Here is a 25,205-nt window from a genome sequence, read left to right as displayed (position 1 = left end):
CAGTCAGGTGCAAAAATTGCGGCAAACAAATGGTGTTGTATGAAATCTGGCATCCATTATATGATTTTCTGTATCATATAGAACATACCGATGATAGTGGAAGATATATTAAAAGCAATAGTTGGGAGGTTGATCCAAGATATGAAAGAAGAAAACTGGCAAGAAAATATGGAAATCCCATTCCATACCCCAGAAGACACAGACAAAGAGTGGTATAAATACGAATGTCCTAAATGTGGGGAGGAAGATGAAGTTCCAGGCTATGTGATAGATGAGTTTGCAATGGGAAAAGATTTGAAAGAGGGTGAGATGCCAGGAGTGGCATGTCCTGAATGTGGTGCGGAAATGAAGTTTAAATATACATTTGAAAGATAAAACCCTACTAAAGAAATATTAATTAACTTCTATAGTAGGGTGGCCGTCAGGCCATTTTGTTCTAAGATCTTTCATTTGTCATGACATCAAAAGAATCAATAATAGTAATAATCCTGGCAATTAAAGGTGTTTTTTCTCCCTTTAGCCCCTGAGGATAACCATTCCCATCCCAGCGTTCATGATGAGATAAAACTCCAAGAGCAACTTCATTTAAGTGAGGTATTGATTCTACAATTTGATATCCAATTTCTGGATGGGTTTTTATTATATCATATTCTTTTTGATTTAACTTTGCCGGTTTCTTTAAAATAGATTCTGGAATAGCGACCTTCCCTATATCATGCAATTTTGCCAGCATGGATAGTTCGTCTAATTGATACCTGTTCAAACCTGCTTTTTTCCCCAATTCAATTGCCAGTTGATCCATCCTGGAAGCATGATCTTCTGTTTCAAAAGATTTGACCTGCAGAGTTTTAAGCACTGATTTAATTATATGGCTTTTAAAACTATAATTCTCAGTTAACTTATTTAAATACATATTTTCTGTTGCTTTTTTTATAACCGCAAAAATATTCTTATTAGATGCTTTCTTAACTGCTGCGCCAGCTCCAAGACTCAGCTGAACTTGATCGGCATATTTTTCTTCAGATGCTAATTTGATTTTATCCATTAACTTTTCTGTTTCCAGAAGATTTCTTTCTGGTAGAATTACCAGGAATTCATCTCCTCCAGCTCTAAAAATAAGATCTTTTTTGTCAGCCAATCTTTCTATAATTCTGGATATTTTTTGGATTATTTTATCTCCTAATTGATTACTTAAAGTTTCATTAATCAATTTTAAATTATTAATATCTAAAACAATAAAACCAACTGATATATCTTTTAAAGTATCAGGGTTTTCTAAAATACTATCATTTAAATATTTTCGATTATAGAGATTGGTTAAATCATCGTGATAAAGCATATATTCAATCTCTTTTTCTCGCTTTTTTTGTTTAGTTATATCTTTGATAATATAAATCAATGTTTTGTGATCCTGATAGGGCATTATTTTAGAATTAATTAATAAATATTTTTCAGCACCAGTTTTTTTAAATTTAACCTCATAATTTTCTACTTCATTATTTAGATCAAAGATAACTTTCTTTAATTCCAAATTATTAATAATTATCTTTTCAAAATTATGACCCAGAAGTTTAACTGCATAAGAATTACAGTATTTAATCCCATTATTATCAGTCACAATAATTCCCACCGGACTGTTTTCAACAATCAGATCATATTTTTTTTCGACCTGTTTGGAATAGAATCTTAGCTCCAGCAGCTTTTTTATTTTTTTGAGAATTACCGATTTGCTTATCGGCATTTTAACATACTCATTCAAATACCCATTAAATCCCTCTCTAATTAATCCTTTTTGCGGATTCCTGCTTATCATAATTAAGGGAAGCAAAAGAGGTTTTTGATCTTTTATAAGTTTATTTATTAAATTTTTCTTATCATGATAAGAATACTGATCAGTTATAATTAAATCAATATTATTGAACTCATCTAGATTTTTTATATCTAAAATATTATAATTAAAGCTCAAATTATTCTTTAATAAAGTAAAGTCTTTTTTGTGTTTAGTTAAAATAAGTATTTTATCATTTTTCATTACTTTCACCCGGGCCGATATTGACAATATTACCTGTTAACATTCCCTGAAGTTCGGTCAGTGGGTCACCAACCTCAATTCCATATTTACCAATTTTGAATTCTCTTAAATATCTTTCAAAATTACTTAAACGTTTTTTAAGTACTCCAATAGTTTTTTTCAGCTGACTGCAATATTCATAATAATTTAGAATAATAATATTATCTGCCAGATAACTTATCCCAAAGCCAGTAGCTTTAAAATCACCAATTATATTTGTTACCTCATTGACTATTATTACAGTAACACCAATCTTACTCAAGTATTTATTTAAAATATGAAGCTGTCTAATTTTTTCATTATCTGAACTATTTTCAGGAAAGGCCATCTTATAACCTGAGAGACTATCAATTAAAACAACATCAATTTTTCGCTCTTCCACCTGTCTTTTTACTTTATTTAAAAATTCTGCGGGAGAGTACTTTAATGGATTAATTGCTTCAATTTCTAAAAAACTATTCTCTATCATATCAGTAATTGGTATATTTATTCCTTCACACCTTTTAATAATTGTGTCTGGAGATTCTTCAAAGGTATAGATTACTGATTTTTCGCCTCTACCGGCTGCTTCTTTCATATACTGAACGCCCAGAGTTGTTTTTCCCACCCCAGTTGGTCCACTTATGATTGTAATTGTTCCTTTTTCTATTCCACCATTTAATAGCTTATCCAAACTGGGAACTCCAGAAACTAACTTTTTGTTTTTCACATCTTTTTTTTCTGCACAGGGTATCATATTGGGATAAATATGAATACCATCATCCTTTAATTTTAATGAATGTTTACCTGAAAGATAACTGCTTCCTCTTAGTTTAGAAATATTGAAGTAACGTTCGTCATTTTCTCTGCTTAAATTTAATACTCCATCTACTACAAACTGCACGTCATAATCAGGATTATCAATAGTTGATTCAGATGCTATTAAAAACGTAGCTTTTTCTTCTGCAGCAAATTTTATCAGTGACAGCATTTCTTTTCTGAACTGAAATTTGTCATCATTTAGATAACTGAGATAAGTAACACTATCTAAAAAAATTCTATCCGGTTTAAGAGAATCTATTTCTGCCACTATTTTTTTAATCAAAGGACTTTTTTCGACTTCTTGCGAGCTGAAAATATTATATTCCTCATCATTACGGAAGTAATCAGAGGAGGGAGTTAATTCTAAAAAATTTATTTTTCTGGTATTAAAATTTCTTTTTTCAGCATCTAATTTAATTTTATCTACTGACTCTCCCAGGGAAATAAAGAGATTATTTTCATTCTCTCCGCTGGCCAAAAATTGAAGGCCAAGTGTTGTTTTACCACTACCTGGTCCGCCCCGGACCAGGTAGGATCTATTAGGTTGAAGTCCACCTTTTAAAATATTATCCAATCCCTTAATACCTGTTTTTATTAAATTCATAATGATTCCTCCTCAAGCTATTTTTCAAAATCTATGAATTCATCTTCAGAATTTTCACTGCTTTTTTCTTCCCTTTCTATATCTTCAAAATCACTTATATCATTGTTCGTAATGAATTTCGACACCATCTGGTATAACCGCTGAGACTCCTGACTGAGTTTTTCACTGTCTTCTGTAATATCTTCCACTAATTTTGCATTCTTTTGGGTATTATCATCGATTTCTAAAATTACTTCCTGAATTTCTTCTGTGGCTGAAGCCTGCTCATTAATAGATTCAGAAATTTCATCAATTGTTTCTGAAGTACGAGCAGTATTCTCAACAATTTCAGTAAGGTTTTTACCCGTTTTATTAATCAGCTTATTACCATTTTTAATTTTTTCTATTATATCATTAATTATATTTTCGATTTCTCCAGCAGACTTACTGGTTCTTTCAGCCAGATCTCTAACTTCAGAAGCAACCACAGAAAAACCTCTGCCTGCTTCACCAGCTCTTGCTGCTTCAATAGCGGCATTTAAAGCTAATAGATTAGTTTGAGAAGCTATTTCATTGACTGTACCTATTATTTCAGCAATCTCCTGACTGCTTCTTGTTACATCGGCCATTGAATCAATTGTTTCATCAACAATTTCTGATCCTTCCTGTACAATTGCTAAGTTTTTCTTGCCAGCCTTACTGGCTTCTTCAGCACCAGCTGCAACTTCTTCTATAGAAGCTGTTACCTCTTCCATATTTGCCGATATTTCTTCTAAAGCAGATGCCTGATTTACTGTTCTACTTGATAAATTTTCATTTTCAGAAGAAATCTTATCTGCAGAACTACTTACATTCTTGGATATATTTTTTGCTCCTTTGATTATGTTTTGGAGAGAATTTATTGTATAGTTTAAATCTTTAGCAAGCTTTCCAATTTCATCCTCTTTATCTATTTTAACCTGCTGTCTCAAGTCATTTTCTTCTCTAATTTTATTTAGAACTTCCCGCATTTTTTTAATGGGATTAGATATAATTGTTTTTATCATATAAAAGCTGATTCCTAGAGCTAGAAGAATAACAGCAGCCAAAACTATAATATTTTTCTGAAGTAAAGCATTTATAGGAGCAGTCACTTCAATCTGGTCAACTTCCGAAACTAAAGCCCATTCTAAGTCCGCAATATTTACAGGTGTAAAGGCACTATATACTTCGACTCCACTAAAATCGGTGGTTAATTCAATCCCTCTTTCTCCTTTTAAAGCATTTTTTACCGCTTCTGTTTCCACTTTATAATTTAAAAATGTATCTTCTTCGATAAAACTGGTATTGGATCTCATTAAATAATCCGAGCCAACCAGAAAGGTTTTTCCACTTACTTCTTTTAGCTCTTTCTTCTCCATAATCATATTTATCTTTTCGGCAGGAATTTGAACTGCCAGAACTCCCTGAACATTTTCCTCATTATAGACAGGCATCGCTATAAAACCAGCAGTTCTTTCTAACGGTTCATAATAAGCAAAATCAAGAATTGATTCTCCTTTTAGCCCCTGCTTAAAAGCTTTAGCCAATATACTGTCTTTATAAATTCCATTTTTCAAATTGGTATTTAAATCTTCAGTTTCAGCAGTTGTATAAACCAAATTTGCTTCCTTATCTATTAAATAAATATTCTCCCAGCTAAATTCTTCTTTATAGTTTTTTATTCGCTGATCTAAATTATTGTAAGTATTACTACTGAATCCAGTATTAAACCTGCTGTTATCAGAACTTAATTGATTTATGTTTTCTTTTATCAAATCATTTTCCCGCAAAATTCTCATCTTTATTTTTAGCTCAGTAAATAGTTTTTTGATTTCTGAAGCTTTAGAGTCTCTCACTACTGTCAGCTGTTCTTTTGTCTGATTGCTTGCTAATTTTAATGAGTCAGTATAACTAATATATGTCGTTACTGCAAGACTTATAAAAATAATCAGGATAAATACAGTAATTAGTTTATTGCCTACAGTCATTTTTTTTAATGGATTCTTCACTAAAATCCCCCTTGTTTTAACTTAATTTCTGGTAAGAATTTTTCCCTATTTTTCTCCAGCCCAGATTATCTTTAATACTTAAATCAATAGATTCGGAATGACCCAGAACTAAATAACCACCATCAATCATTGTTTTTTTAAGTTCTCTTAAAACCTGTTTTTTCTTCTCGTTTTCAAAATAAATCAACACATTACGACAAAAAATTATATCAAAATCTTTCGAAAATTCTGCCGAAAATGAAGAGTTTAAATTTAGTTTTTTAAAACTAATTCTTTCTCTTATTGATTTTTTGATTTTATAATAACCTTTATATTTGCCAACTCCCTTCCGGAAATAATTATGTAAATATTCCGAATTGATATTTTTTATTTTTTGCTTATTATAAATACCTCCTCTGGCATATTTTAAAACCTCGGTGTTAATATCTGTTGCTATAATACTATATTTTAAATCATTTTTTGCAAGCATCATGGCAATTGTATAAGGTTCTTCTCCAGTTGAACAACCTGCACTCCAGATTCTAATTTTACTTTTATTTTCTAGGATACCGGGAATGATCTTTTTAAAGAGCAATTCAAAATGAAACTTCTCCCGAAAAAATTTAGTATAATTAGTAGTTAATAGATTAAATAATATATTTTTCTCTTCTTCTTCTCCAGCGATATAATCTAGATAGTGATTAACATTTTTCAGTTTAAGCTCTTTAATTCTTTTAGAAAGTCTCAACTCTAACATACTGCTTTTGTCATCTGAAATGGATATCCCAATTTCAGTTGATAGAAGCTGATTGAGTAATTCAATATCTTCTTTTTTTACCTTCAATATCTTACCACCCCCAATTAATATCTGTATCTGTATTATAAATCATATTTAATATTTATACTACAAATTATGCAATATGTGTAAATTATAGAAATTTAAATAATTAATTGTTATTTTAAGTAATTATTACACAAATTGAGTAGTTAAAATCTTTATAATTATATTTTTCTCATGTATAATAGTAGTACAAGTTGATAACTAACTTAAATTTCTTAGAATTACAGGAGGGATTTATGGAGAGATTTGCCAAGAGACTAAAAAAATTACGCAAAGAGGATAGCTTAAGTCAAGCTGATTTAGGAGAAAAACTTGGTTATGCTAGAACCACTATAGCCAATTATGAACAGGCAACAAGATTTCCTTCCATAGATACATTATTCTCTATAGCTGATTTTTTTGAGGTATCACTTGATTATCTACTAGGAAGGACTGAAATCAGAAATGTCTTTAAAGACCTTGTAATAGATAATTTCAAAACACCTGTACTTTTAATCGAACCTGAAAGTGGAAAGATAGTTGATTTTAATAAAAGTGCTGTTCAATATTATGGATTTTCTAAAAGAGAAATGTTCCAGAAAAGCATTTTTGAAATTAACAGTATGGACAATCAACTTATTCAAAAAAAAATTGAGCAAATAATGGAAAAAGGTAGCATGACATTCAATTTTCAACACAAACTGGCCTCAGGTAAAATGAGGCAGGTTACTGTTTTCAGCAGTACTTTAACTATCAATGATAAAAAGATTTTATACTCAACGATTTTTGATAGGAACAGCTCTAATAACAATTTAACAAGTATCGACTTTTTTTCTTCAATGCTTAAAAATATCTTCAAAAATAAGCTGCCCTTATTTAAAAACCATAATCAACGAGTAAAAAGAATAAGCAAATTAATCGCAGATGATATTAAATTAAATGATAAAAAGAAAAAACTACTCATAAAGAGTAGTAGTATTCACGATATCGGTTTTTTAGTACTGCCCAGTCAACTTTTAAATAAAGGAGATTTAACAAAATCTGAGTTTGAATTGATAAAAGAACACAGTCAATTTGGGTCGGAAATTTTTAGTGATTTTAATCGAGATATTGCACAGATAATTTTACAGCATCATGAAAGACTTGATGGCTCGGGCTATCCTGATAGTTTAAAAGAAGATCAAATAAGAATTGAAGCCAAAATAATTGCTGTAGCAGACGTCTTTGAAGCCATGAATAGTGACAGACCTTACCGCAAAAAACCTGGTTTCGATAAGGCCTGCCAGGAATTATTAAAACACAGAGGAGTTAAGTACGAGTCTGAAATCGTTGACTCCTGCCTAAAATTAGCTGAAAATAATAAGCTTGACTTTTTAAGAAAAGAATAAAATTAAAAATAAACAGCCTTTAATAAATTAATTATTAATCTCTGATTAAATCTGTTTTAAAGCTTTCTCCGGTTTTAAAATTATCAATCTCAAAAATATCAGCAATAGTTGCAGCAATATCACTAAAACTATCTCTGATCCCTAAATTTAGATCATGTTTTACACCTTTTCCGTAAACCAATAATGGAATATATTCCCGGGTGTGATCTGTTCCTTGATGAGTTGGATCACAGCCATGGTCAGCAGTAATTATTAGTAGATCATCATCACGCATTGCAGCTGTTATCTCTGGAATTCTCTGATCGAAAGCCTTTAGGGCAGCTGCATAACCCTCAACATTGCGACGGTGACCATAGTTTTGGTCAAAATCAACCAGATTAGAAAAAATCAATCCTTTTTCGGTCTGATCCAGATATTCAATGGTTTTATCGACACCATCCATATTATCGGAAGTAGTAACCGAACTTGTAATTCCACTGTGATTAAATATATAAGTTATCTTTCCTACTGCATTTACCTCAAGACCTTGATCTTCAAGCAGATTTAAAATAGTTGGCTCAGGAGGGGTTAGCGAAAAGTCTTTTCTTCTCTCTGTTCGTTCAAAATTACCTGGCTCTCCCACAAATGGACGGGCAATAACTCTAGCTACTGCATGTTCTCCCTGCAGAATTTCTCTCGCCTTTTTACAGTAATCATAAAGCTTCGCCACTGGAATTATATCCTCATGGGCTGCAATCTGAAAAACACTGTCAGCAGATGTATAAATAATCGGTTTTCCAGTTTTAAGATGCTCTTCTCCTAATTCTTCAATTATTGCAGTCCCGGAAGCAGGTTTATTTGCGAGAGTTCCTCGTCCAATTTCCTGTTCAAATTTATTCATCACTTCTTTCGGAAAACCATCTGGATAGGTAGGAAAAGCTGTCTTAGAAATCAGACCAGCAATCTCCCAGTGGCCGGTTGTGGTATCTTTCCCTCTTGACTTTTCAGCTGCTTTACCATAAGCACCTTCAGCTTTAAGCTCAGATTTAATTCCGTTTATTGTTTCAATTTTTCCAAGTCCAATTTTTTCTAAATTAGGTAACTTAAGTCCATTCATTTCTGCAGCAATATTCTGCAGAGTTGCAGCTCCCTGGTCTCCATAATCGCCTGCATCAGGCAGTTCACCAATCCCAACACTGTCCATAACCATTAAAATTACTCTCTTAATATTTTTCAAATTTCCACCCCTAAGTTATTATATTTTTTATAAAGCTTATACTTTAAGTTAAAAATTAGTTTTATCGTTAGACGTCAGACCACCATTCTTAAAAAGTATTCGCCAATAACTGGCGAATTCCTGCTTTATTTTGAATCAATTTTAATATCATTAACCATTTTTTCTAAAGACTTCTCTTTTAAATCAGGAATTAAAATCCCCATTATCTGATAAAGATATAAAAATTCATCCAGTAATTCCTCCTGCTCATCTTCCGGTAGATCTCCTTCTACTTCCATAAATTCTTCAAGATTATCATTGATATTATTAAACGAACGAAATAATTTGCGCACAGAATCGTGAGAGTTATTTTTACTACCTTTATCCCAGTAATCCTTCATCTTCATCCGCTCTCTTTTTAGGAGCACTGCTGCAACAGCTTCTTCAACAGGCAAATGCAGATATCTGTAAAATAAATCTATAACTGCCTGAGTCTCCTTACGGCTTAAATTATGTTTAATTACAGCATCCAACAGCTGGTTGGCTTTACTGGGATCACCACTTTTAGAAGCCAGACCATGAGCCAGGCTTAAATGAGAAAGAGTTACTGGCGAATCCTCTTTTAAAACTTCTTTTTGATATTTTTCTTTCATCTCCAGGATATTTAACCAGAGAGTTAATGTTGTTCTGGCAACTCCAAGTTTTTCTGCTGCATCTTTTTTACTCAATTTATTAGCTTCCATAAACTTATTAATTGAAACTGCTCTTTCCAGCGGATTTAAGTCCTGACGCTGTAAGTTTTCAATCAACTGGATCTGCCGAAACTTTTCTGCTGATATTTCTTCCTCTAAAATAACAGCAGCTATTTTTTCTTTTTTATCTTTTTTTACTGCCCTTAATCTTCTTTCTCCTGCTATTAAAAGATAATGATTGTCTTTTTTTTGAACAATAATTGGCTGCAGTTGTCCCACTTCTGCAATGGATTTTGCCAGACTATCAATTTTCTCATCTGAAAAATCCTGTCTTACCTGCTCAGGGCGACTTTCGATATTTCGCAGTAATATCTCCTTATATTTCAATCTTATCCCCCCAATTTAACTTTTGCTTATTCCCCAAATTGATCTAAAATTAACTTTAATAAAATTGATTTTTGTTCTATTTTGACATATTATATTATATAGATTAAAAACTGTATAATATTTATTAATTATCAGTCTGTAAAATTTAATTTTTAGAAGGAGCATAAAATATGACAAAACTCTCTGATATAAATAGTTTAACAAATAAGCTGGAAAAAATAAAATATCTTCAGGTAGAAAAAAATAAAAATATGGCTGATTTTGCAAGTTTTAAGGTAGGTGGCCCGGCTGATCTTTTTCTGACACCTCAAAAAATTAGTGCCTTAAAACAACTAATGCCGCTGATTACTAACATAGATATCCCCTATTTTATTCTGGGAAAAGGAAGTAATTTGATAATTTCTGACAAAGGTTACCGGGGTATAATTATCTACACCGGTCAATTGAACAATTATCAGCTGAAAGAAAACCAGATTAAAGCTGAATCTGGACTAGAGCTCAAAGAAATTGCTGAATTAGCCTATGAAAATTCTCTCAGTGGCTTTGAATTTGCTGCGGGTATCCCTGGCTCTCTAGGCGGAGCACTCTATATGAATGCTGGTGCCTATGGTGGTGAAATGAAAGATGTAATTATTAAAGCAAAATTTGTAAACCAAAAAGGAAAACTAATTGAACTTAACCGGACAGAACTAAAACTTGAATATAGAACAAGTATTTTACAGAAAGAAAATCCCGACTGGATTGCAGTTAGTGTAACTCTGGAGCTTAATAAATCGGAAAAGAAAAAAATAAAAGCCCAGATGGAAAAACTGCATCATAAACGCTGGAGCAAACAACCGATGGATCTGCCAAGCGCAGGTAGTATTTTTAAAAGACCTCCCGGCTATTATACTGGTCCATTAATCGAAAAAGCAAAAATGAAGGGATATCAAATTGGTGGTGCTCAGGTTTCTACCAAACATGCAGGTTTTATTGTTAATAAAGATAACGCAACTGCTGAAGATATAGTAAATTTAATTGAAAAAGTAAAGAAAGAAGTATACAAAATAAGCGGAGTCCAGCTCGAAGTTGAACCCCGCTTTTTGGGCGAATTTTAGCCAATTAGCTCCTCCTTTTTACTACGGGGGAGCTGTTTAATTTGATATTCTCGTTTCTGGGCCAGGCTGCGGCTTTTAAAAGATTCCTGATAGCAAAGTTTAACCGGCAGACGTCCACGTGTATATTTTGCCCCCTGACCGTTGTTATGTTCTTCTAACCTTCGCTCAACATCAGTTGTATATCCAGTATAAAAGCTGCCGTCACTGCATTCTAAGATGTATATATAGTGTTTATTTCTGGCCATATTCTTTAATATACTTACCCAGAGCCCTTAAGTGATCTTTTTCTTCCTCAATTAACTTATTAACTGCTTCAATAGTCTTCCCTTCATTAAATTCGCACATTTCACGATAAAATAAAATCGAATCCTTTTCAGCTTGAATAGCCAATTTTAAAGCTCTTTCCACATCATTTAAAGCCTCAATTGACTCTTCACTATCGTCTTTAGGAAATACTGAATACTCAACTAAATAATTAAAATAGGCACTTACATCTTCTTCATAAAGATAATCAGCATCTTTCTTATCCTCACGCAATTCTTCAGTTAAAGCCACAAATTTTTCATAATGATCCTGTTCATCCTGGGCCAGCTTTTTAAACAGTTCGCGTAAATCTCTATTTTCTGTTGCTTCAGCATGTTTTAAATAGAATTTCTTTCCTCTTTTTTCAATATCCTTAGCCATTTCCATTACTTCGAGTGCACTAAATCTTTCTTTCATAATTCATCCCTCCAAATATAATTTTATTTATTTCTATTTTATAAAATTAACCAGCAATTATTCTACAGTATAATCATCAATGTCTATTGCCTCCGGATCCTTTTTCGTTTTCTCAACCTCTGGATCACCCGACTGATATTTATTTAAAATATTCCTTAAAAAGGGCCACATTAAAATAAATACTGCTATATCATCTAGTTGTCCCAGCAAAGGGAAAAAATCTCCAACCAGATCAAAAGGAAAAATAAGGTAGGCAACTGGTACCAAAAACAATGCTTTTTTGCTCAGTTTAACATCCGAATCTTTCAGCAAACGGATTATATTTACTATATTTGCCAGGCTTTTACTCATAATTTCCACCTCATTTTGTCTCTTAACTACCTTTTATTATACATCATTTTTAACTGAAAAACAAAAAAGGAACAGTAATCAAACTGTTCCTTTGCTGATAATATTTAATTAATAATTAATTCCTGGATTAAAATGCTGGTACAACTGCACCTTCATATTCTTCAAGAATAAATTCTTTAACCTTTTCTGACTGAATAACTTCTTTGAGGGTCTGAATTTTTTCGCTGTTCTGATCCCCATTTCTAACTGCAACTACATTTACATATGGCGAATCACTACCCTCCATAACCAGAGCATCTTCTAGAGGATTCAAATCAGCCTCAAGAGCATAATTTGTATTGATAATTGCTCCTGCAACATCAGGCAAAACTCTTGGTAATTGAGCGGCTTCTAATTCTTCAAAGTTCAAATCCTTAGGATTCTCTGCAATATCAATTGGAGTTGCACTTAAATTTGTTGGATCATCTAAAGTAATTACTCCCTTGTTGTGCAGTAAAATTAAGGCTCTACCTTCATTAGATGGATCATTTGGAAGTGCAATAGAAGCACCTTCTGGAATTTCTTCTAAACTTGTGTATTTATCAGAATAGAGTCCAATAGGTTCAACATGAACTTTAATTGCTGATACCAAATCGAGACCGCGATCAGCATTGAACTGCTTCAAATAAGGTACATGCTGAAAAAAGTTAGCATCAATACTGCCGTCATCTAAAGCAATATTGGGAGTTACATAATCAGTGAACTCAACAACTTCTAATTCAATACCCTCAGCAGCCAGATCATCTTTAATGAAATTTAAAATCTCAGAATGTGGTACAGGAGTAGCGCCAACCTTAAGTACATGATTATCAGCCTGAACTGCACCTGCAAATACGAAAGCAAACAGCACTAAAATTAAAATAGTTTTCTTAAACATAATTATCTCTCCTCTTCTACTTGTTATAAATTTATTAAATTAATTCTGACTTTCTATTTATCCGCCAGAAATAATTCCTATTTCGAAACAATAATATCTTAAGTTTCAAATTGAAAATAGTAATTATTTAACTATCTATGATCAAAAAATGAAGCTATTTTGTTACCGAAAAATTGAATCAACTGCACCATAACTACTAAAATGACAATAGTCTCCAGCATAATAGCCAGCTGAAAACGCTGGTAACCATAGCGGATTGCGATATCGCCAAGACCACCCCCACCAACAGCTCCTGCCATGGCTGAATAACTGACCAGACTGATTGCTGTCAGGGTCAGTCCTAAAATAATTGCCGGCAGTGATTCTGGCAGTAAAACCTTAAATACAATCTGCAGTGGACTGGCCCCCATTGATTGAGCGGATTCTATAACACCATGCTCTATTTCTAAAATAGCATTATCTGTAACTCTTCCCATAAAAGGAATTGCTGCCAGTGAAAGAGGAACAACAGCTGCATTAGTACCAATTGAAGTTCCCACAATCATTCTGGTAAAAGGAATTACAGCTACCATCAAAATAATAAAAGGGATAGAGCGCCCAATATTTATAATTCCGTCTAAAACAAAATTGAGTGGTTTATTTGGTATAATATGATTTTCCCTGGTGATTGTTGTTAAAACTCCAAGAGGGATTCCACCAACAATAGCAAAAAACAAAGACATTGCCACCATATATAAGGTTTCTAAAGAACCGCTGATCATTAAATCATTATAGCGGGCTAAATCTGTTATAAGATCAAACATTGTCCAACACCTCTACTCTTAAATCCTGACTCTGAAGATAGTTAATACTTTCCTCAATATTTGTTAGCTGACCCTCTAAATCTAAAACCAGAGTCCCAAATGGAACTCCCTGAATCTCATCAATATTGCCATATAATATGTTGGCATCTACTGAATAATGTTTTACCAAATCAGAAATATAAGGATCATGAGTTTTTTCTCCAACAAAAGAAATTCTAATTAACTCTCCTGGTCTTTCTGCTTTTACATATTTTATGATTCGTTCTGGCAGATCAAAATCAATTACTGAACTAATAAACTTTTTAGTTAAAGTCTGCTTTGGTCTGGCAAAAATATCAAGTATTGAACCTTCTTCAATAATCTGTCCGGCCTCTAAAACCGCCACCCGGTCACAAATATCTTTAATAACTCCCATTTCATGGGTAATTAAAATAATTGTCAAATTCATCTCATCCCTGATTTTTGCTAATAACTCCAATACTGATTTTGTACTTTCAGGATCCAGTGATGAAGTTGCTTCATCAGATAAAAGTAGATCCGGATCATTGGCCAGTGCTCTTGCAATACCGACTCTTTGCTTCTGACCGCCAGAAAGCTGAGCCGGGTAATGATCTGCTCTATCAGAAAGGCCAACCAGTTCTATTAGTTCTTTGGCCTTTGCTATTCGCTCTTTTTTTGCTACACCTGCTATCTCTAGAGGAAACGCTACATTTCCCAGCACCGTTCGAGAAGATAAAAGGTTAAAATGCTGAAAAATCATTCCAATCTTCTGTCTGGCTGCTCTTAAATTTTGAGAACTTAATTCTGTTAAATCCGTTCCATTAATGTTTATAGTGCCCGAAGTAGGCTGCTCTAATAAGTTGAGCATTCTAATCAAAGTACTCTTACCTGCCCCACTGGGACCAATCATGCCGAATATCTCACCATCATCAACTTCCAAATTAAGGCCATTTATTGCTTCAACCTTTCCCTGGGCTGCATGATAATGTTTTGTCAAATTTTCTATTTTAATCAAAACTAATCACCCTCTAAAAAATAATAAAACTGCTCCAGTGTCCACAAGAGCAGTCAGAAATGAAAAAAATCCTCCTGAGAGGATTTATTTACCTCTCATCTATCATTCCCCACTGGAAATGCTGGAATTAGCACCTTACTAAATGTTTAAGTAGGTTGCCGGGTATCAAAGGGCCAGTCCCTCCACCACTCTTGATGATTTTTATTTTCTTTTTAAGTTATATAGTAGTTTATCACTCAATTTTAACTCTGTCAAGGATTTTTTGCTTATTTAAAACCGGGTAACTAGAAATAATTTCCTGTTACCCAATATTCTTTTATATCACCTCTACATTTTTCCTCATTTGAATCCCTGAACCGCCTTTTTTGCTCTCCACACTGGTAAAATCAAGTCGCTGCTCAGGCAGTTCATATAAAAATCTGGAAGGTACAATCTGCTTATACTGGCCCTGATCTCCAGAAACTCTACGATTGGAAAATGAAATAAACAGCAGCTTTTCTGCCCGAGTCATCGCTACATAAAATAGTCTTCTTTCTTCTTCAACAGCATAGGGATTTAAGCCAGCAGCTTTTTCCTCCAGACTTTTTAAATGAGGGAAAACTTCTTCTTCCGCTCCAATTATAAAAACCACTGGAAACTCAAGCCCCTTAGCAGAATGGGCAGTCATTACCTTGACCTTTTCCTGAGTATCCTCTGTTATATCTTTATCCGTAATCAACTTATTAATTAATAAATAATCATATAATCCACGTCCAGGATTATTTTTCTGAAAATCTGCCATATCTTCTAAAAACATATCCATATATTTTTTTCGTTCCTCTGGATTATCAAGCTCTGCCAGAACATTCTGGTCAAAGTTAACTCGCTGGTAAAGTTCAAGGGCTTTTTTCTGCATCGGCAGCTTTTCCTCCCGGAGATCATAAATACTGTCAATTACCCGCCTTTGAAATTCAATAATATTGGCTGCCTTATTATTTCCAATTCCCTTAACCCGAGTTGGACTTTCAAAGACATCTGTAATTTTTAAATTATGTTCTCTGGCATATTTATTAATTTCACTGAGTAAAATTTCTCCAACACCATGGACCTCAATTCTAAATAGTCGTTTTAAAGCCAATCTGTCATTTGGGTTAACCAGCAGTTTTAAATAATTAACAAAATATCGGATTTCCTGTCTGTCAAAAAAGCTGACTCCTCCCACCAACTGGTGAGGAATTCTAAACTTTGGCAGCTGATTCTGAAGCTGCATTGATTGAAAGTGACTGCGGCATAAAATTGCGACATCACTAAGTTTGTAATTATAAAAATCAACCAGATGATTAATTCGCTTACAAACATATTTAGCTTCTACCAGAGGATTTTCTGCCCGGGCTACAAAGATAGGAGCACCATCATCAGCTTCAGTCCAGGCCTCCTTAACTTTATTCTGACTGTTGTTATTAATTAGCTGATTAGAAGCAGTAATAATATTATTAGAACTGCGATAATTTCTTTCCAGTTTTACAGTTCTAGCTTCCGGATAATCATGCTCAAATTCTAAAATATTACTGATATCTGCACCGCGAAAACCATAAATTCCCTGCCAGTCATCTCCAACAACAAAAATATTGTTTTGGGGTCTGGCCAGAAGAGATACGAGCTGATATTGTGAATGATTTACATCCTGATATTCATCTACCTGAATATACTGAAACTGATTCTGGTATTTAGCTAGAATCTCCAAATTATCTTCAAGAAGTTCAATAGTTTTTTTAATTAAATCATTAAAATCAAAACAGTTATTATTCTCCAGTACTCGCTCATATTCACTATAAATTCTGCTTATAATCTGATAAAAATGTTGGGAGCCCTGATTATCTTTCTGAGCATATTCTTCGATCAGTTCAGATGGAATAACCAACTCCATTTTGGCTTTAGAAATAATATTGAAGATCATTTTAGGGGCATATTCTGTTTCTTCCAGACCAAATTCGAAAATAATATCCTCTACTATGGCAATAGAATCATTAGTATCATAAATCAAACAACCTTCAGAACGATTAACCTCTGCCAGATTTTCTCTTAGTATTTTAAGACAAATACTGTGAAACGTCCCAAGATTCATTTCTTCAATGGTCTCTGAACCAACTAAATCATCAATTTTAGCTTTCATATCATCGGCAGCCCTATTTGTAAATGTTACTGTCAAAATATTACTGGGACTGACTCCCTTGTTAATTAAATTAGCTGTTCTATATGTTAAAGTCCTGGTCTTACCACTACCTGCTCCAGCCAGCACTAATACTGCACCTTCCAGAGTCTCGGCAGCTATTTTTTGTTTTGGGTTTAAATCATTTAATAAATGACTCATTTTTGTCTCCTTCTATTTTCAGAATTTTATAAGTTAAAACAAAAGAAAGCCGCCTGCTGATAAAATATCAAATCAACAGACAGCTAATATTTTGGTGCAACGATTACTAATTATATAGAAATTCAACTTAAATTACAAGCTTATTTCAGCAAATCTTTTATCGCATATTTCGACAAATATCGGGTGGTACCAGGTACCTGCACATTTTTTATTTATATAACTTAAAATACTCTTCCCTGGAAGGTATATGACCAAGTACAGCCACACAGCCTGCCACCTGAGCACTTCCAAGATAAGTACGAGAATCAGAAGGTCCAATCCGGGACTGGTAGTTCCGGGTAGTTGTGGTAAAAGCAGTTGCTCCTGATCCAATTCTACGTTTATTACCCATACAAAGGCCACAGCCTGGCATAATCACTGTTGCCCCTGCGTGTGTCAATTTAGCCATTGTTCCATCTACAATTAATTCCTCATAAATATCCCGCGAAGCAGGTCCGACTACTACATTAACACTTTGAGGAATCTTATGACCTTCTATAACATCTGCTGCTTCCTTAATACTTTTCAAATCTCCACCTACACAGCTACCTATATAAACCTCATCAATTTTTTCTCCTTCAACTTCACTTAAGGGAGCAACATTATCAGGATGATGCGGTTTGGCAACCAGAGGTTGATCAAGTTCTTCAAGAGGAATTTCAATTTCTGCAGCATATTCTGCATCTTCATCTGCTGTAAATAAAACTGGAGCCTCCAGATAATCCTCTATTGCCTTAATCGTATTTCTTACAGATGGTGAGCTTTCAGCATCAGGTCTAGATTTTAAATATTGGAGATTATCTTCAATCGTCTTAACTGTAGTCTTATCAGAAGGTACAACACCTGCTGAAGCACTTCTTTCAGCAACAGCATTTGTTAAAATATAGCGCTCATCAGAACTTAAAAATTCTACTCCTTCCATTTCAATAATCCGTCCGTTATAAATATCTTTACCAACAGTTTTATCTGCGTAAATAACTAAAGCCGAAACTAAATCACGAGCAGTAATTCCCTCCGGAGGACGACCGATAAATTTAACTTTTACTGATTCGTCCATGGTCAGATCCTGTTTACCATATTTCATAACTCCTGCTACAATGTCCGAAGCCGCAGGAAAAGAAACTCCCCTGGGAGTTCTGGTATGAGAATCCCCACCAACAATTACATCAGTCGGCAGTACAAACCGGTTCCCAATTGTATGGATAATTCCTTCACCAGTCTGCAGACAAACTCCACCACGTTCAGTAACGAAATCATGTAAAAATTTATGAGTATCTCTTTCAGCACTGGAAGGACACTCACCTGTATGACATAGAGATTGAACTACAAATTCAGCTCCAAAATCTCCCCCGGCCATTGACTGGTATTCATCCATTGTCATTGGTCCGGTGGTATCCTGAGAAAAAGCTCCTCTCATTTTAACCTGGGCTGTTTCCCCCGGCAAAATTGTATCCTTACCATCAAGTCGATTATAGGCTACAATTTTCTGGGCCAGAGTTTGAGGAGGTTTCGAATCTTCCTCAACAACATTCTCTTCAGCAGGAGTTTTAACATCACCTGTTTCAATTCCATTCTTTTTACAATAGTTAAGCGCCATTTTTTGTAGTTCATTACCAGCATCAAAATAGGTCATGCCACCAGCAGCAATTTTTTTCATTTTATAGTCAATTGGCAGTTTTATCTCCAGCTCATATTCAGAATCAGAATCAGGATTAACAAAAAGCTTTTTAGAATTCAAATCTACTTTTAAACTGTCTCCTTCTTTAATCTCAGTTGTATCGGCTTCCAGTGGTAAAATACCTGATGCCACCAGAGATTCTTTAAAAATAGGAGCAAAACTCTTAGCTACTACCACACCACCTTTTTTCTTTTCCGGTTCACCTTTAACTACCTCACCCAAAAGCTGCTGCATTGTGTAAGTTGCAGATTTACGGGATGAACCCTCTCCTAAAGCCTTACCAGCAGTAAAAAATACACTTTCATTTTTACTGGTTTTAGACTTTAAGTTATCCAGACGCCCCCAAAGATCTTCTTCGTCATCACGTCCATCCATTACAAATTGTGCATGGTGGGGCTGATCTGTTCTGCTGTCTGCATTTTTGGAAGGACTCAGGTGACCTGTAGTAATATTATCACCGACCCGCAGCGATAAACCAAAATACTGATCTCTAAGCTCCCAGTCAGCTGAAAAATCTCGGTAGGCCCAGCTCAGCATCAGCTCATTAATTTTCTTTTTAAAATAAGGATTTTCGCCCGCCAGTTCTTCCAGCTGTTCAAAATCAGCCTGAGTAACAAGTACTGTTTCTTTTAAAATTTCAGTGATTTGATCTCTATATATCTCCTTAGCAAAAAGATCAATTAGTCTTGAAGTAGCAGCCCCTCCCTTCATAGCTTCCAGCAGCTCAAGTGCCTGATCAGCAGTTAAATATTTATTTTCTTCTTCCCTAATCTTTGCTTCCTTTATAATTTGAGCCAGACCTTGAGCCTTTGCGTGAGAAGCAGGAAAAGTACCACGCTTAACCTCTTCCCTTAAAAGCCTCAATACCAGAAGATCAAGCCTTTCTTCTTTAAATATCTCAAAACTTTTATGCTCAAGCCCCTCTGCCTGCAAACCACTAAATAGACATTCAACCTCTTCAGCCTCCAGAGGACGGGGATCCAGTCCATAAGTATTTTTTCTCGCTACTGCTTTACTCTTATATTCTTCTAAACAGTCCAATAAAATTTTTAATTTTTCTTCCATTAACTAACTCTCCTCCCTTATCTTCTGCCCAACATATGGACAGACTTATATTAATTATAGTTCATTAATAATTGCTTTAGTAATCTCATCAGTGGCAGCACTACCACCTAAGTCCCCAGTTAAAACTTCACCTTTATTTAAAACTGCAGAAGCTGCTTTTTCTATTCTCTCAGCCGCCTTAGTCTCTCCTAAATGCCTCAGCATCAGAACAGAAGAAAATAACAGTGCTACTGGGTTGGCCTTATTCTGACCGGCAATATCAGGTGCACTGCCGTGAACTGCTTCAAAAACTGCAATCTCATCACCGAGATTCATTCCCGGAGCAAGTCCAAGCCCACCAATCAGGCCGGCCCCAAGATCAGAAACAATGTCTCCATAGAGATTAGGCATAACTAAAACATCATACTGCTCTGGATACTGAACCATCTGCATACACATATTGTCTACAATTTTATCATTAAATTCTATTTCGGGATTTGTTTTTTTATATTTCTCAGCAACTTTACGGGCCTCTTCTAAAAATAGACCATCACTGTATTTTAAGATGTTAGCCTTATGCACAGCTGTTACTTTTTTGCGACCTTCCCGGACTGCATATTCAAAAGCCCTTTCGGTAATTTTGCGAGAAGCTTTGCGGGTGATAATTTTAATACTTTCTGCAGCCTGGTCTCCTACATAATGCTCAATCCCTACATAAAGACCTTCTGTATTCTCTCGAAAAACAACCATATCAATATTTTCATCTTTGGCAAATTTTTTAGCATGCACCTGTAGGGGACGGACATTGGCATATAAGTTTAATTCTTTACGAATAGCCACATTTACACTTCTAAATCCACTACCCACAGGAGTTGTAATCGGCCCTTTTAAGGCAACTTTATTTTTCCTAATTGATTTAAATACTTCCTCTGGCAGTGGTGTTCCATACTTATCCATTACGCCTGCCCCGGCTTCTACCCTGTCCCAGTTAATATCCACTCCTGCAGCAGCAATAATTTCTGCAACAGCCGCAGAAATTTCAGGACCAATACCATCTCCAGCAATCATTGTTACATTATACATTCTCTTTACTCACTACTCCTTTTTAATTATTAAATAATCAAATTATACAATCTCAAAACTTTGACTGTTCCTCTATTCTAGCCTAATAAACTAAAATATTAATAAGTAAGTTTGAAAAAAGCCGGACTTTTATCCGGCTCCATTTTCAAAATAATCAGCCCTTATAATGACTGATATTTATTATAGCATAGAATGGGCATAACTTTCCAGCTCATCAAATTCAGCTTTTGTTATTCCACAATCGCCAGGCAAAATCCCGGGTGAGTTTTCGCCGTGATAATCAGAACCTCCTGTAACTAAAAGATCAAGTTCTTCTGCAATCTTTTTATATTTTTGAGTGATTCTTTGGTTATGTTTTGTCTGATAGACTTCTACCCCTCTTAAACCAACACTTTTTAAACGAGCTATCTCCTCTTTAGCCAGTGACTGACCGTGATTAATAACATGCGGATGTGCAATTACAGGTATTCCTCCTGCTTTTAAAATAACTTCTATTGCTTCAGCGGGTAGAACATTTTTCTTTTCGACATAGGCCCTGCCTCCACCAGCAATAAACTCTTCAGTAAAAGCATCACCAATTTCTTCAATATATCCTTTCTCAACCATGGCCCTTGCCACGTGGGGACGACCAAGACTGACACCAGTAGCATATTTTTTAACATCTTTAAATTCAAGCGGATAACCCATCTCTGTCAATTTTTTTATCATTTTATGAGTTCTCTCGACTCTAGAATCTAAAATTGCTTCGGTTAAACCCAGTAGGGCATCATTTTCTGGATCAACAAAATAACCCAGGATATGATATTCTGCTTCCCCACGATAAGTAGAAATTTCTATTCCAGGCACAACTTTTAATCCCTGTTTCTGGCCCAACTCCTGTACTTCCTTAACTGCAGTCAAATTATCATGGTCGGTCACAGCAATAATTTTTAAACCTAATTCTATACAATTTTTTACCAATTCTGCCGGAGTGGAAGCACCATCAGAGGCAGTTGTATGCATATGCAGATCAATTTTCTTCCTTTTCTTAAACATATCTTTAGCCATAAAATATCAAGCTCCTTAAGAGTAATTTTTATCATTAATTTACTTAAAAAGAGATTTGATTACTCTCTGCTCTTTGATTTTAAATACTCTCTCTAAGATACATTTATAGTTTATCAGAAAAACTTTAAAATATCATTAAAGTTTAACAATTAATCTAAAATAATTTATTCAAAATCCAAAATATTAAACTACTCTCCGAACTCTTTCTGCTTTAAATTATCTAAATCCGACCACGAATATAGTACCAGAATAACCCAACCCACTCATGCAGTGCTGCAAGATTGGCACTAAGAGCTCCTCTATTTGGCAGATAATCAAGCCAGCTAAATTGATGATCATAAATAAAACCAGAATGCACTGCCAAAAAATCTATATTTTGAGCTTTAAAAACAGCTGCAGCCCGTAAAGTATGATAGGCTGACGTTACAAGATAAACTTTTTCAACTTCGTTTTCTTCAAGCCATTTCTTTAAATAAGCTGCATTCTCAAATGTTGTTTGAGCCCTATCTTCGCTAATATAAAATTCTTTATTCATTCCCAGACTCTCCAGGAAATCTTCCGCAGCATCAGCCTCGGAAATCTTTTCCTGGCCAATAGCAACTCCCCCTGAATAAATTAAAGGTGTTTTTAAACGTCGCTGCAGCTGATACCCTCTGACCAGTCTCTGAATACTGTGCAGTGAAGGAGCCACTTCGTTGTCAGAATAATAATTTAACCCTCCCCCAAGTACCACAATTGGATATCTTTTAAAGGGATTAACTGAAATTTTTTCGGCATAATTTTCCAGTGGATGAAGTAACAGCTGAACACCAAAGGCAGTGGAAAGAAAAAAACATAAAAACAGCATAAATAAAGCTGTTAATTTTATGATCCCTGACTTTGATCTTTTAAATAAATAGCCAGTCAAAATTATCAATAATAATATAAATAATCCTGGCGGCATAACTAGAGAAGCAATAATTTTTTCTAAAACTAACATGATTCCCTCCTAAAAAAACCCCGCCAGCAGCGGGGATAAATTTAATCAGTAAATTTGTCTAAAACATCCATCAATTCAGATATAATCTCTTCTTCTCCTTCTTCCTGAGAAATTGCATTTTTAACACAACCATTAACATGTCGATCCAATATTTTAAGTCCTACTTTTTTTAAGGCACCCCGACAGGCATTAATCTGTGTTAAAATATCAACACAGTACTTTTCTTGATCAATCATCCTCTGCAGTCCCCTGACCTGACCTTCGACCCGCCGCAGTCTCACAATTAAATTTTTCTTATCCTCATCTGATAGTGAGTTCATTCTTTCACCCCACAGTTCTCAAAAATAAATATAAAATAATACTATTACCATAAAGCTAAATATTTGTTGACTTAACCACCAACTATTCAGCTGGCTAAACTTAAAATTATTAATAAATAAACAATTCATCTATTATTTTTCGGGTATTTTTAAGATAATTTGAATCAATATTTTTCCCAATCAATTCAAACCTTAATCGAAGTAATTCTTTAAAAGTGTTTATTTCAGCTGCCTCCGGCAAAAAATGAATCTTTAAATTATGCTGACTTGCTGCTTTAATAGTTTTTTCTAGTATTGACTGCTTTCTCCAGTCCTTAAAATAAAAAAGAGATTCTTCTGGCTTTTTCATTCCTAAAAGATAATAACTGCCATCCACAGACGGTCCAATAACAATATCTCTCTCTTTTAAACCTGCAAAGGCTTCAGTAAAAGTGTCTGTAGCCAGCAGAGGAAAATTAGAACCAACAATAACTACAGGTAATTTACTCTTTTGATAAGCTTCAGTTACTGCATTATACATTATCTCCCCACAACTTTCTCCACGCTGAGGAATTCTAATAAAGTCTTTAGCAATAACCTCAGCAAATATTTTTGGGCTTTGCTCTGGCTTATAACTCAAAAAAAGCTCCAATTTTGAGCAACTTTTTTTAAGTTTAAAAGCTTAAAATTCATATCTTTTAAAAAAGCTTTATCCAGGGCAGCACATTCTTCTGCTTTTAAATGACTATTAAGCTTAGTCTTCGTTTTCCCTGCTACGGAAGCTCCTCTCATAAGCACTACTGCAGCCTGCAAGATAATCTCCTCCTATCTGCTTGAAATTAAAAACTATTATAAAAAGATCAAAACTCTATCCTTCGCTGCTGTATCCTTTTGGAACAATCTTAATTTGATCCCAGGCAGAAAATAAAATATCTTTAAATCTTTTAGTATCAAGAATAGTAGAAGGTAGGTTTATAATTCCAGAATCCTGCAGACGGCCTGCTGCTTTTTCTGTTTTTATCTGTCCAGTTTTTAAATCCTCCCTACTGGAAACAAATTTCCTTTTATTATAAGGAAAGATCTCAGGTGCCATCATATAAACAACTGCTACTACATCCCACATATAAAAACCTGTTAAACCAATCATCTCTGAAGAATATTCATACCAGGGCTTAATTTTATCACTGATATAGGCACGAATAGCCTTATTTTTTGAACGATTAATCCGCTGCCATGATTTTTCCCCAAAACGCGCTGCCAGACATAAGTTGCCGGACATTAGGGCCACTGGAACCTCAGCTTTAACTACCTGCTCTGCTGCTTCTGGGTCTTGACTAAAATGAATTTCATTAATAGTCTGCTCTCCAAACTGCAGTGGTTCAGTTATTCCACCCATAATAATAATTTCTTTCAAATTTTTAAAGAAGTCACTGTCAATTTTCCAGGCAGCATAAAGGTTAGTCAGAGGTCCGATAGCAATTAAAGTAATCTCATTTTTATTTTCGGCAGCAGTCTGAGCCAAATATTTTGCAGCTTCCGTCTTATCGTCTCCAGCTTCAGCTGCTCCTTTATAATGTTTAATTTTATTTTCTAAACCAAAATCACTGATCATTTTTTCCGTTGTCTCATAAGTAGCTTCTAAACTACTGTTCCCAAAGACACTGGTAACCGCCATCAGATCTATATCCTCACGCCCAAGTAAAAATAAAAAAGCAAGGCCATCACTAACATCTTTTTCCTGAATTCCGATTGTATTATCACAGTCTAAAATAACCTTTTTCATTTTATCCCCCTAACAGTGATTTTTTCTATTCTCTCTTAATTTAATTTCAACAAAA

General features: G+C 34.4%; 24 protein-coding genes and 1 riboswitch. Of the genes, 3 read left to right on the top strand and 21 right to left on the bottom strand.

Features of this window, described 5'->3' with window-relative positions; genetic code table 11:
• The first annotated feature begins 129 nt into the window (after nt 1-129).
• A complete protein-coding gene (locus BW929_RS07325; protein ID WP_143414021.1) occupies nt 130-375 on the top strand; it encodes a hypothetical protein in 246 nt (81 codons plus the stop codon).
• A 61-nt stretch (nt 376-436) separates the two neighbouring features.
• On the opposite strand, the gene BW929_RS07320 is transcribed toward BW929_RS07325, so the two are convergent.
• The 4 genes from BW929_RS07320 to BW929_RS07305 are packed head-to-tail and all read right to left on the bottom strand — an operon-like array spanning nt 437 to nt 6,308.
• On the bottom strand, nt 437-2,032 hold the full coding sequence (locus tag BW929_RS07320; RefSeq protein WP_076544719.1) for an HD domain-containing phosphohydrolase: 1,596 nt from the start codon (nt 2,030-2,032) through the stop codon (nt 437-439).
• On the bottom strand, nt 2,022-3,476 hold the full coding sequence (locus BW929_RS07315; RefSeq protein WP_076544718.1) for an ATPase domain-containing protein: 1,455 nt from the start codon (nt 3,474-3,476) through the stop codon (nt 2,022-2,024). Before BW929_RS07315 ends, BW929_RS07320 begins: the two co-directional genes overlap by 11 nt.
• A 17-nt stretch (nt 3,477-3,493) precedes the next feature.
• A complete protein-coding gene (locus BW929_RS07310; RefSeq protein ID WP_076544717.1) occupies nt 3,494-5,485 on the bottom strand; it encodes a methyl-accepting chemotaxis protein in 1,992 nt (663 codons plus the stop codon).
• Nucleotides 5,486-5,501: 16 nt separating this feature from the next.
• Entirely contained in the window at nt 5,502-6,308 is an 807-nt protein-coding gene (locus BW929_RS07305; RefSeq protein WP_084566126.1) for a CheR family methyltransferase, read from the bottom strand.
• Nucleotides 6,309-6,541: 233 nt separating this feature from the next.
• Between BW929_RS07305 and BW929_RS07300 the strand changes: the two genes are divergently transcribed.
• The gene (locus BW929_RS07300; RefSeq protein ID WP_076544715.1) at nt 6,542-7,672 is read left to right on the top strand and encodes an HD domain-containing phosphohydrolase; all 1,131 of its coding nucleotides are present in this window, start codon (nt 6,542-6,544) and stop codon (nt 7,670-7,672) included.
• A 34-nt stretch (nt 7,673-7,706) separates the two neighbouring features.
• On the opposite strand, the gene BW929_RS07295 is transcribed toward BW929_RS07300, so the two are convergent.
• Both BW929_RS07295 and BW929_RS07290 read right to left on the bottom strand, forming a co-directional pair.
• Nucleotides 7,707-8,888, bottom strand: a complete 1,182-nt coding sequence (locus tag BW929_RS07295; protein WP_076544714.1) for a phosphopentomutase — start codon at nt 8,886-8,888, stop codon at nt 7,707-7,709.
• Between the two features lie 125 nt (nt 8,889-9,013).
• Nucleotides 9,014-9,946, bottom strand: a complete 933-nt coding sequence (locus BW929_RS07290) for a ParB/RepB/Spo0J family partition protein (protein WP_076544713.1) — start codon at nt 9,944-9,946, stop codon at nt 9,014-9,016.
• Nucleotides 9,947-10,116: 170 nt separating this feature from the next.
• Between BW929_RS07290 and murB the strand changes: the two genes are divergently transcribed.
• On the top strand, nt 10,117-11,043 hold the full coding sequence (gene murB / locus BW929_RS07285; RefSeq protein WP_084566125.1) for a UDP-N-acetylmuramate dehydrogenase: 927 nt from the start codon (nt 10,117-10,119) through the stop codon (nt 11,041-11,043).
• Here murB and BW929_RS07280 read toward each other — a convergent pair.
• From BW929_RS07280 to BW929_RS07215, 15 genes are all read right to left on the bottom strand, one after another.
• Entirely contained in the window at nt 11,040-11,288 is a 249-nt protein-coding gene (locus tag BW929_RS07280) for a GIY-YIG nuclease family protein (protein ID WP_076544712.1), read from the bottom strand. The genes murB and BW929_RS07280 overlap by 4 nt on opposite strands.
• Nucleotides 11,275-11,763 carry a ferritin-like domain-containing protein gene (locus BW929_RS07275; RefSeq protein ID WP_076544711.1) on the bottom strand — a complete coding sequence of 163 codons (489 nt, stop codon included), beginning with the start codon at nt 11,761-11,763 and terminating at the stop codon, nt 11,275-11,277. Before BW929_RS07275 ends, BW929_RS07280 begins: the two co-directional genes overlap by 14 nt.
• Before the next feature lie 57 nt (nt 11,764-11,820).
• Nucleotides 11,821-12,114 (bottom strand): YkvA family protein, encoded by a 294-nt coding sequence (locus tag BW929_RS07270; RefSeq protein WP_076544710.1) that lies wholly within the window; start codon nt 12,112-12,114, stop codon nt 11,821-11,823.
• A gap of 127 nt (nt 12,115-12,241) precedes the next feature.
• Nucleotides 12,242-13,030, bottom strand: a complete 789-nt coding sequence (locus BW929_RS07265) for a MetQ/NlpA family ABC transporter substrate-binding protein (protein ID WP_076544709.1) — start codon at nt 13,028-13,030, stop codon at nt 12,242-12,244.
• A gap of 131 nt (nt 13,031-13,161) precedes the next feature.
• Nucleotides 13,162-13,833, bottom strand: a complete 672-nt coding sequence (locus tag BW929_RS07260) for a methionine ABC transporter permease (protein ID WP_076544708.1) — start codon at nt 13,831-13,833, stop codon at nt 13,162-13,164.
• Entirely contained in the window at nt 13,826-14,848 is a 1,023-nt protein-coding gene (locus BW929_RS07255) for a methionine ABC transporter ATP-binding protein (RefSeq protein WP_076544707.1), read from the bottom strand. Before BW929_RS07255 ends, BW929_RS07260 begins: the two co-directional genes overlap by 8 nt.
• A gap of 92 nt (nt 14,849-14,940) precedes the next feature.
• A riboswitch (SAM riboswitch) is annotated at nt 14,941-15,049 on the bottom strand.
• 115 nt (nt 15,050-15,164) lie between these two features.
• On the bottom strand, nt 15,165-17,198 hold the full coding sequence (locus tag BW929_RS07250; RefSeq protein WP_076544706.1) for an ATP-dependent helicase: 2,034 nt from the start codon (nt 17,196-17,198) through the stop codon (nt 15,165-15,167).
• Nucleotides 17,199-17,406: 208 nt separating this feature from the next.
• Complete coding sequence (locus tag BW929_RS07245) at nt 17,407-19,980, bottom strand: aconitase family protein (RefSeq protein WP_076544705.1); 2,574 nt, start codon at nt 19,978-19,980, stop codon at nt 17,407-17,409.
• 54 nt (nt 19,981-20,034) lie between these two features.
• The gene (locus BW929_RS07240; RefSeq protein WP_076544704.1) at nt 20,035-21,042 is read right to left on the bottom strand and encodes an isocitrate/isopropylmalate dehydrogenase family protein; all 1,008 of its coding nucleotides are present in this window, start codon (nt 21,040-21,042) and stop codon (nt 20,035-20,037) included.
• Between the two features lie 180 nt (nt 21,043-21,222).
• The gene (locus BW929_RS07235) at nt 21,223-22,089 is read right to left on the bottom strand and encodes a PHP domain-containing protein (protein WP_076544703.1); all 867 of its coding nucleotides are present in this window, start codon (nt 22,087-22,089) and stop codon (nt 21,223-21,225) included.
• 220 nt (nt 22,090-22,309) lie between these two features.
• Nucleotides 22,310-23,068, bottom strand: coding sequence for a YdcF family protein (locus BW929_RS07230; RefSeq protein WP_076544702.1), 759 nt, complete (start codon nt 23,066-23,068; stop codon nt 22,310-22,312).
• 41 nt (nt 23,069-23,109) lie between these two features.
• A complete protein-coding gene (locus BW929_RS07225) occupies nt 23,110-23,388 on the bottom strand; it encodes a metal-sensitive transcriptional regulator (protein ID WP_076544701.1) in 279 nt (92 codons plus the stop codon).
• A gap of 109 nt (nt 23,389-23,497) precedes the next feature.
• Complete coding sequence (locus BW929_RS07220) at nt 23,498-24,007, bottom strand: TIGR04282 family arsenosugar biosynthesis glycosyltransferase (RefSeq protein ID WP_159437155.1); 510 nt, start codon at nt 24,005-24,007, stop codon at nt 23,498-23,500.
• A complete protein-coding gene (locus tag BW929_RS15250) occupies nt 24,004-24,180 on the bottom strand; it encodes a hypothetical protein (RefSeq protein ID WP_159437154.1) in 177 nt (58 codons plus the stop codon). Before BW929_RS15250 ends, BW929_RS07220 begins: the two co-directional genes overlap by 4 nt.
• Nucleotides 24,181-24,235: 55 nt before the next feature.
• Entirely contained in the window at nt 24,236-25,150 is a 915-nt protein-coding gene (locus tag BW929_RS07215; protein ID WP_076544699.1) for a nucleoside hydrolase, read from the bottom strand.
• Nucleotides 25,151-25,205: the final 55 nt, after the last annotated feature.

The sequence above is a fragment of the Halanaerobium kushneri genome (assembly GCF_900156285.1).
Taxonomy (GTDB): Bacteria; Bacillota; Halanaerobiia; order Halanaerobiales; family Halanaerobiaceae; genus Halanaerobium; species Halanaerobium kushneri.
Note: the sequence above shows the minus strand (reverse complement) of the source record. Positions and strands in the feature narration are given on the sequence as shown.

What these genes read in the sequence shown, in the direction of transcription:
- BW929_RS07280 (WP_076544712.1), bottom strand. Translation starts at nt 11,288, where the DNA reads ATGGCCAGAAATAAACACTATATATACATCTTAGAATGCAGTGACGGC.
- BW929_RS07270 (WP_076544710.1), bottom strand. Translation starts at nt 12,114, where the DNA reads ATGAGTAAAAGCCTGGCAAATATAGTAAATATAATCCGTTTGCTGAAA.
- BW929_RS07320 (WP_076544719.1), bottom strand. Translation starts at nt 2,032, where the DNA reads ATGAAAAATGATAAAATACTTATTTTAACTAAACACAAAAAAGACTTT.
- BW929_RS07215 (WP_076544699.1), bottom strand. Translation starts at nt 25,150, where the DNA reads ATGAAAAAGGTTATTTTAGACTGTGATAATACAATCGGAATTCAGGAA.
- BW929_RS07265 (WP_076544709.1), bottom strand. Translation starts at nt 13,030, where the DNA reads ATGTTTAAGAAAACTATTTTAATTTTAGTGCTGTTTGCTTTCGTATTT.
- BW929_RS07225 (WP_076544701.1), bottom strand. Translation starts at nt 23,388, where the DNA reads ATGAACTCACTATCAGATGAGGATAAGAAAAATTTAATTGTGAGACTG.
- BW929_RS07235 (WP_076544703.1), bottom strand. Translation starts at nt 22,089, where the DNA reads ATGGCTAAAGATATGTTTAAGAAAAGGAAGAAAATTGATCTGCATATG.
- BW929_RS07240 (WP_076544704.1), bottom strand. Translation starts at nt 21,042, where the DNA reads ATGTATAATGTAACAATGATTGCTGGAGATGGTATTGGTCCTGAAATT.
- BW929_RS07300 (WP_076544715.1), top strand. Translation starts at nt 6,542, where the DNA reads ATGGAGAGATTTGCCAAGAGACTAAAAAAATTACGCAAAGAGGATAGC.
- BW929_RS07230 (WP_076544702.1), bottom strand. Translation starts at nt 23,068, where the DNA reads ATGTTAGTTTTAGAAAAAATTATTGCTTCTCTAGTTATGCCGCCAGGA.
- BW929_RS07250 (WP_076544706.1), bottom strand. Translation starts at nt 17,198, where the DNA reads ATGAGTCATTTATTAAATGATTTAAACCCAAAACAAAAAATAGCTGCC.
- murB (WP_084566125.1), top strand. Translation starts at nt 10,117, where the DNA reads ATGACAAAACTCTCTGATATAAATAGTTTAACAAATAAGCTGGAAAAA.
- BW929_RS07315 (WP_076544718.1), bottom strand. Translation starts at nt 3,476, where the DNA reads ATGAATTTAATAAAAACAGGTATTAAGGGATTGGATAATATTTTAAAA.
- BW929_RS07275 (WP_076544711.1), bottom strand. Translation starts at nt 11,763, where the DNA reads ATGAAAGAAAGATTTAGTGCACTCGAAGTAATGGAAATGGCTAAGGAT.
- BW929_RS07260 (WP_076544708.1), bottom strand. Translation starts at nt 13,833, where the DNA reads ATGTTTGATCTTATAACAGATTTAGCCCGCTATAATGATTTAATGATC.
- BW929_RS07245 (WP_076544705.1), bottom strand. Translation starts at nt 19,980, where the DNA reads ATGGAAGAAAAATTAAAAATTTTATTGGACTGTTTAGAAGAATATAAG.